At 70.0% G+C, this 6,880-nt stretch carries 6 protein-coding genes and 1 pseudogene; all 7 read right to left on the reverse strand.

The features are described 5' to 3' along the window. Positions 1-14: 14 nt before the first annotated feature. Positions 15-2,012 carry a phenylacetic acid degradation bifunctional protein PaaZ gene (gene paaZ, locus ETP66_RS09755; RefSeq protein ID WP_130842448.1) on the reverse strand — a complete coding sequence of 666 codons (1,998 nt, stop codon included), beginning with the start codon at positions 2,010-2,012 and terminating at the stop codon, positions 15-17. A gap of 169 nt (positions 2,013-2,181) precedes the next feature. Continuing rightward, positions 2,182-2,637 carry a 1,2-phenylacetyl-CoA epoxidase subunit PaaD gene (gene paaD, locus ETP66_RS09760; RefSeq protein ID WP_201738520.1) on the reverse strand — a complete coding sequence of 152 codons (456 nt, stop codon included), beginning with the start codon at positions 2,635-2,637 and terminating at the stop codon, positions 2,182-2,184. Further along, positions 2,631-3,466 (reverse strand): annotated as a pseudogene (gene paaC / locus ETP66_RS09765) (1,2-phenylacetyl-CoA epoxidase subunit PaaC). Before paaC ends, paaD begins: the two are co-directional and overlap by 7 nt. Position 3,467: 1 nt before the next feature. Further along, the gene (locus tag ETP66_RS09770) at positions 3,468-3,986 is read right to left on the reverse strand and encodes a phenylacetic acid degradation protein (RefSeq protein ID WP_130842450.1); all 519 of its coding nucleotides are present in this window, start codon (positions 3,984-3,986) and stop codon (positions 3,468-3,470) included. A gap of 10 nt (positions 3,987-3,996) precedes the next feature. Next, positions 3,997-4,968, reverse strand: coding sequence for a 1,2-phenylacetyl-CoA epoxidase subunit PaaA (gene paaA / locus ETP66_RS09775; RefSeq protein ID WP_130842451.1), 972 nt, complete (start codon positions 4,966-4,968; stop codon positions 3,997-3,999). Next, complete coding sequence (locus tag ETP66_RS09780) at positions 4,955-5,536, reverse strand: TetR/AcrR family transcriptional regulator (RefSeq protein WP_130842452.1); 582 nt, start codon at positions 5,534-5,536, stop codon at positions 4,955-4,957. The genes paaA and ETP66_RS09780 overlap by 14 nt, the downstream gene beginning before the upstream one ends. Positions 5,537-5,628: 92 nt before the next feature. Further along, positions 5,629-6,555: a tyrosine-type recombinase/integrase gene (locus ETP66_RS09785; RefSeq protein WP_130842453.1), complete on the reverse strand. Its 927-nt coding sequence runs from the start codon at positions 6,553-6,555 to the stop codon at positions 5,629-5,631. Positions 6,556-6,880 lie beyond the last annotated feature (325 nt).

Consider the following 6,880-nt stretch of genomic DNA (forward strand, 5'->3'; position numbering starts at 1 on the left):
GAAGGTGCCCTCCCTCACCTTAGGCCGGGCTTCCGGGCCACCAGGGTGAGGATGGTGTAGGCGGCCACGGTCTTGCCCTCCTGGTTGGTGACCTCCACCGCCCACTCCACCACCCCGGTCCCCTCGTCCCGGGGGCGTTTGGCCCGCACCGTGAGCCGGGCCTGCAGGGTGTCCCCCACGCCCACGGGCTCGGTGAAGCGCAAGGCCTCGAGGCCGTAGTTGGCCAGGACCGGCCCCGGGGCGGGGTCCACGAAGAGCCCGGCGGCGGCGGAGAGGACGAAGTAGCCGTGGGCCACCCGCCGGCCGAAGAGGCTCTCTTTGGCCGCCAGCTCGTCGGTGTGGGCGTAGAAGTGGTCCCAGGAGAGGTGGGCGAAGAGGGCGATGTCCGCCTCCGTCACCGTGCGGCGGTGGGTGAGGAGGGTTTCCCCCACCTCCAGCTCCTCGTAGTGCTTGCGGAAGGGGTGCACCTGGGTGGGACGCTCCGCCCCCTTGGCGTACTCCCCGGTGAGGGCCTGGAGGGTCTTGGGGTCCGCCTGCAGGGCCAGGCGGGCGAGGTGGCGCCGCACGGAGAGGAGCCCCCCGAGCTCCTCCCCGCCCCCCGCCCGCCCCGGCCCCCCGTGGAGGAGGCGGGGCAGGGGGGAGCCGTGGCCGGTGGAGCTATGGGCATCAAAGCGGTTCAGGACGTGGAGCCGGCCCACCTCCCCGGAAAGCCCCAGGAGGTAGAAGCGGGCCTCCTCGGGGTCGGGAGTGGCCAGGGTGGCCGCCAGCATCCCCCCGCCCAGGCGGAGGAGGCGCAGGGCCTCTTCCCGGTTTCCATAGGGGAAGAAGGTGGCCACGGGGCCGAAGGCCTCCACCCGGTGCAAGGCCTCCCCATAGGGGTCCTCCGCCAGGAGGAGGCTGGGGGGGAAGAAGGCCCCGTCCCGCCTTCCCGGGTGCTGCCAGTACACCCTGGCCCCTCCGGCCAGAAGGGCTTCCAGGGCCCTTGCCACCTCTTCCTTCTGCCCCGGGGAGGCCAGAGGCCCGAGATCCACCCCTTCCTCCCGTGGGTCCCCGAGCCGGAGGCGGGCCAGGCGCTCCCGGGTGGCCTCCAGGAGGGCCTCAAGCCGCCCCTCGGGGGCGAAGACCCGGCGGATGGCGGTGCAGCGCTGCCCCGACTTGATGGTGAGCTCAGCGGCGATCTCCTCCGCCAGGCGCTGGAGCTCTTCCTCTCCGGCCTCTTCCCCCAGGAGGGCGGCGTTCAGGGAGTCGGTCTCGGCGTTGAAAAAGGCCCCCCGCTCCAGGAAGGCCGGGTGGCGGCGGAGGCGGTCGGCGGTGGCCTTGGAGCCGGTGAAGTAAAGGCTGTCCCGGTGGTCCAGGGCCTCCAGGGCCTCCCCCAGGCCCCCGGCCACGAACTGGAGGCTCCCTTCGGGCAGGAAGCCCGAGGCCAGCATGAGCCGCACCAGGCCCTCGGCCACGTGGGCCGTGGGGGTGGCGGCCTTGGCCAGGGTGGGCACCCCGGCCAAGAAGGCGGGGGCGAACTTCTCCAGAAGGCCCCAGACGGGGAAGTTGAAGGCGTTCACCTGTAGGGTGATCCCCCCCTTGGGCCCCAGGAGGTGGCGGCCCTGGAAGGAATGGTCCTTGCTCAGGGGCAGGTTTTCCTCCTCGGGCAGGAGGTTCCCCTCGGGGAGCTGCCGGGCCAGGGAGCTGTAGGCGAAGAGCACCCCGATCCCCCCATCCACGTCGTACCAGGCGTCCCGCCTCGTCCCTCCGGTGGTGGCGTAAAGCCGGTAGAGCTCCTCTTTGCGTTCGGAAAGGTACTGGGCCAGGGCCCGGAGCCGTCGGCCCCTTTCCCGGAAGTCCAGGGCCAGGAGGGCCCCGCCCCCCGCCTCCCGCCCCCAGGCCACCGCCTCCCTCAGGGGCAGCCCTTCGGAGGTGACGAAGCCTATGGCCTCCCCCGTGGCCGCGTCCCGGAGGGGCACGCCCTCGCCTTCGCCTTCGCGCCACCGGCCCATGAGATAGCTCTTGACCTTCATCCGCGCCTCCTTCGCTCAGACCGCCCTCAGACCTCGAGGCTCCGGGCACCGCCCCCCACACCCTCCCCTGGGAGCCCGGGGGCCTCCTCCCTTCTCCTGCCCGGCCTCCAAAGCCTACACCCTTCCCCTGGCCGGGCCCCCACGCGGACCAAGTCCAGGTGAGGCGCCCTCACACCGCCTTGAAGGCCTCGAAGACCTCCCCGCAGGCGTTGCACTGGTAGAGGGACTTGCACAGGGTGGCCCCGAAGGCGTTCTTGAGACCCACCTGGCGGCTCCCGCACCGGGGGCAGGCGGGGTCCTGGTGGGCCAGGGGGAGGGGAAGAGGCGGGGCGATGCCGTAGGCCAGCAGCTTGGCCCTGGCCTCCTCGGCCATCTCCTCCGTGCTCCAGGGGGTCCGGGCCTCCACCACCTCCACCTCCTCCGCCCCCGCCGCCTTCAGGGCCCTGCCGATCTCCTCGCGGATGAGGGCCAGGGCGGGGCAGCCCGAGAAGGTGGGGCGGAAGACCACCCGCACCCGGTTTCCCTCCTCTTCCACGGAAAGGACCATCCCCATCTCCACGATGTCCAGGACGGGGATCTCCGGGTCCTTGACCCCCTTCAGGGCCTCCCAGTAGCGCCCTACCACGCCTTGGCCTCCTGGTCCCAGCGGGCCACGGACTGCATCTCCGCCAGGAGGGACCACAGGTACTCCGTGTGCTCCTGGCGGCTCTTGGGCACGTAGCCCCCTTCGGGAGGCTTAAGGCCCGCCCTTTGCAAAAAGCCCTTCACCTCGTCCAGGTAGGGCCCTTCCAGGGCCCTTAGGTCTGGCACCACCCCGGCCTCCACCAGGGCCTCCTCCCCGGGGAGGGGCTGGAAGAGCTGGCGGGTGTAGGGAAAGAGGGTATCCAGGGCCTCCTGGGACCGGCGGTGGCTCTCCTCCGTGCCCTGGCCCAGGCGCTCCACCCNTAGGGAAAGAGGGTATCCAGGGCCTCCTGGGACCGGCGGTGGCTCTCCTCCGTGCCCTGGCCCAGGCGCTCCACCCAGAGGCCCGAGTGCCGGAGGTGGAAGCGCTCCTCCTTTAGGATGCGGCCCGCCGCCTCGGCCAGGGGGAGGTAGGCGCTCCTCGCCGCCTCCTTGAGCCACAGGTTCTCGTAGGCGTCGAAGAGGTACTGCCGCACCATGGTGAAGGCCCAGTCCCCCCTGGGAAGCTCCAGGAGGACGGCGTTTCGGTACTCCAGGGGGTCGCGGAAGAAGACCAGGCGGTCGGGGTCGGAGCCATCCAGCTCCCCCTTAAGCTCCAGCCAGAGCTTGGCGTGGCCCAGCTCGTCCTGGGCCAGGTTGGCGATGGCGATGTCCTCCTCCAGGATGGGGGCGTGGCCCACCCACTCGGCGAGGCGCTGGGCCAGGACCACCTCGTCGTCGGCCAAGGCGGTGAGCCGGGCCACCAGGGCCTCCTTCAGGTAGGCGTCCAACATCCTACACCTCCTCTCCCTTGGCGGTGATGAGGCCGTAGTAGCTCTGCAGCCGGTAGGTCTTCTCCTTGGCCGGGGCAAACCAGCTCTCCACCACCTCCTCCTTGGGCTCGGTGCCCGCCACCAGGCGCTCGGGAACCGCCCAGAAGGCCACCCCCTGGGCCTGAAGGAGGGCCTGGGCGATGGCGTCCCCGGGACCCCTGGCGGCAAAGCGGCCCACCAGGTCCCCGTAGACCATGCTGCGGCGGTGGCTCCGCTTGGCGAAGACCCAGTAGGGCTCCTCCGGGCCCTCCTCGGGCCTCAAGGCCCCAGGATCCTTAAGCCCCTCCTGGGTGATGTGGAAGAAGGCCTCCGCCGGGGCCACGAAGAGGGCGTAGGCGGCGGGGCGCCGCACGAAGACGTGCCGGGCCACCAGGAGGGCATGCTCGGGGCCCACGGCGTGCACCGAACCCACCATCTGGGGCGAGCTTTTGGGAGTGTCCTGCTTGATGACCTCGTACCGGGGCCACTCCGTTCCCCACATGGCGCTCCTCCTAATCGGCGGCCTGGGCCAGGCGGCGCAGGGCGTGGGCCTCCATGGCCTCCCGCACCCAGTGGCCCTCCTCGTGGGCCCGCCTACGGGCCGCAAGGCGGTGGCGGTTCATGGGACCCTCCCCGTTGATGACCTTCCAGAACTCGTCCCAGGGGATGGGCCCGTGGACCCAGTTCCCGGTCCCCTCGTCGTAGCGGAGCTCCGGGTCTGGGGGGACGAGGCCCGCCTCTAAAAGCTCGGGCACGTGCTCGTTCAGGAACTCCTGGCGGATCTGGTCGTTGGTCTTGGTCTTGATGCCCCAGCGGAGGAGGAGGGGGGAGTGGGGGGAGTCGCTGTCGTGGGGCCCCGCCATCATCAGGGTGGGCCACCACCAGCGGTTCAGGGCGTCCTGCACCATCCTTCGCTGCTTGGGGGAGCCCTTGGCGTAGAGGAGGACCGCCTCCTTCCCCTGCTTGTGGTGGAAGGTCTCCTCGGCGCAGATGCGCACCATGGCCCGGGAGTAGGGCCCGTAGGAGCACTGGGCCAGCATGGTCTGGTTTTTGATGGCCATACCGTCCACCAGCCAGCCGATGATGCCGATGTCTGCCCAGGTGAGGGTGGGGTAGTTGAAGATGTTGGAGTACTTAGCCCGGCCCTCCAAAAGGGCCGCCACCATCTCCTCCCGGCTCACCCCCAGGGTTTCCGCGGCGTGGTAGAGGTACTGGCCGTGGCCCGCCTCGTCTTGCACCTTGGCCAGGAGGATAAGCTTGCGCCTCAGGGAGGGGGCCCGGGTGATCCAGGCCCCTTCTGGGAGCATCCCCACCCACTCGCTGTGGGCGTGCTGGGAGATCATGCGGATGAGCTGGCGGCGGTACTCCGCGGGCATCCAGTCCCCGGGCTCGATCTTCTCCCCCCGGGCGATGCGGGCCTCGAACTCCGCCAGCCTCTCCCCGTAGTCTGGGTCTTCCGGGTGGCCGATCCTAAGCCTCACCATCCTCGCCTCCTTCCCAGACGCCAAGGGCCCTAAGGACCAGCCTGGCGTACTGCTCCGAGATCTCTTCCAGGGACAAAGGGCCTTCGGGGCGGTACCACTGGTAGGTCCAGTTGAGGGCGGAAAGGAGGAAAAGGGTGGCGAGGCGCGCGCTTTCCGTCCGGAAGACCCCCTTGTCCACCCCCTCCTGGACCACCCCCTGCACCCCCTCCTCGTAGCGGCGCCTTAAGGCCCTGGCCTCTTTGAGGAAGGGGGGGGAGAGGTGCTTCCACTCGTGGAAGAAGACCGTGGCCCGGGGAAGCTCCTCGGCAATGACCCGGAGGTGGCCTCTGACCAGGGCCCGTATCTTGGCCACGGGGTCGCCCTCGAGGCCCTCTAGCACCCCCAGGAAGCGGGCCGCCGCCTGGCGCACCACCTCGATGAGGAGCTCCTCCTTGGAGGCGATGTGGGCGTAGAGGCTTCCCCCCTGGAGGTTCAGGTGCCGGGCCAGCTCCCGCATGCTGGTGGCGTGGTAGCCCCGCTGGCTGAAAAGCTGGCCTGCTATGTGGAGGATCTCGTCCCGGCGCTCCATGGCTAACGGTCGTTTGTTAGGTTAGCACAAACGAGGGGAAGGGACAAGTGTCCCGCGTCACCATTAAAGGGTTCCCGCTTCCGGGTCCGGGGTCAGAGGTCGGGGAGCCTCGAGGCTGCCTCCTTGAGCCGCTCCCGGGAGGCGTGCAGGTAGATCTGGGTGGTGGCGATGGACTCGTGGCCCAAGAGGTCCTTCACCGCGTCCAGCTCCACGCCGCTTTCCACCAGGGAGGTGGCGTAGGCGTGGCGCAGCTTGTGGGGGGTGAGGCGGCGGGGGTCCAGGCCGGCCCGTAGGGCGGCCTCGCGGAACCGGGCTTCCACGTAGCGGGCGGAAGGCACCCGCCCCTTCCGCTTCCCCTGGGAGAAGGTGAAGATCGGCACATGGCCTTGGGGTAGCCCCAGCTCCTTCAGCGCCTCCCGGGCGGTCCGGGAAAGGGGCACCAGGCGCTCCTTGTTGCCCTTGCCCACCACCCGCACCGCCGCGGGCGAGCCCTTCTCCAAGACCACGTTGCGGCCCTTCAGGGAAAGGGCTTCGGAGATGCGCAAGCCCGTTCCGTAGAGAAAGCGGGCCAGGGCGGTGAGGAGCTTGGCCTCCTTTTCCTCCCGGAAGGCCTCGAGGAAGCGCCGGAGCTCCTCGGGGCTCGGGTGCAGGGGAAGCCTGCGGCCCGCCTTGGGGCGGCCGATGCCCTCCGTGGGGTCTTCCACGGGCTCGCCCCGCACCTGGGCCAGGTAGCGGTAGTAGCTCCTGAGGGCGGCCAGGAAGCCCTGCACCCGCCTCGCCGCCCAGCGCTCCTGAAGCAGGAGGGCCCTGACCGCCTCGGGGCCTGGGGGGATGGACTGGGCCTCGAGGGAACGAAACCAGAAGGCCAGGTCCTGGAGGTAGCGGCGGATCCCCCTCGGGGAGTAGCCCCGCTCCAGGAGCAGGTACTCCGCGTAGGGGGCCAGGTCCACAAGGGCCTTATCGGGCCTTTTAATGCCGATGGTTTTCCATATTGCGGGCGAGGGATGGTCGGCGCGCACGGGACCATTATACGTGCGCGAAATGTACCTTTCGCGAATTAGTGGGCGACCCAGGCGGCCGTCAGACCCGGGCAAACCCAGCTGGCACCGGGCCTCGACCACCGCTCCCCAGCCCCCAGGCAAGGGCCACCCCAAAGGGCGCGGGCGAACGCCCGGCCAACATGGACCGTGCCCAGGGAGCTCATGGCCCACACCCCCAACTCTGGGGGCGGGGCGCCATCGCCCGCCGCCCTGCGGGGGGATAAGGGTTCCCTGTGGGGTATCCTTTGCCTGGGCCTGGCCGGGGCTTTTACCTTGATATTTGAACCTGGACAGACACATGTGA

The organism is Thermus thermamylovorans (genome assembly GCF_004307015.1).
Classification (GTDB): Bacteria; Deinococcota; Deinococci; order Deinococcales; family Thermaceae; genus Thermus; species Thermus thermamylovorans.

Coding starts and splice junctions, on each gene's coding strand:
- paaZ (WP_130842448.1), bottom strand. CDS start 2,012: ATGAAGGTCAAGAGCTATCTCATGGGCCGGTGGCGCGAAGGCGAAGGC.
- ETP66_RS09770 (WP_130842450.1), bottom strand. CDS start 3,986: ATGTGGGGAACGGAGTGGCCCCGGTACGAGGTCATCAAGCAGGACACT.
- paaA (WP_130842451.1), bottom strand. CDS start 4,968: ATGGTGAGGCTTAGGATCGGCCACCCGGAAGACCCAGACTACGGGGAG.
- ETP66_RS09780 (WP_130842452.1), bottom strand. CDS start 5,536: ATGGAGCGCCGGGACGAGATCCTCCACATAGCAGGCCAGCTTTTCAGC.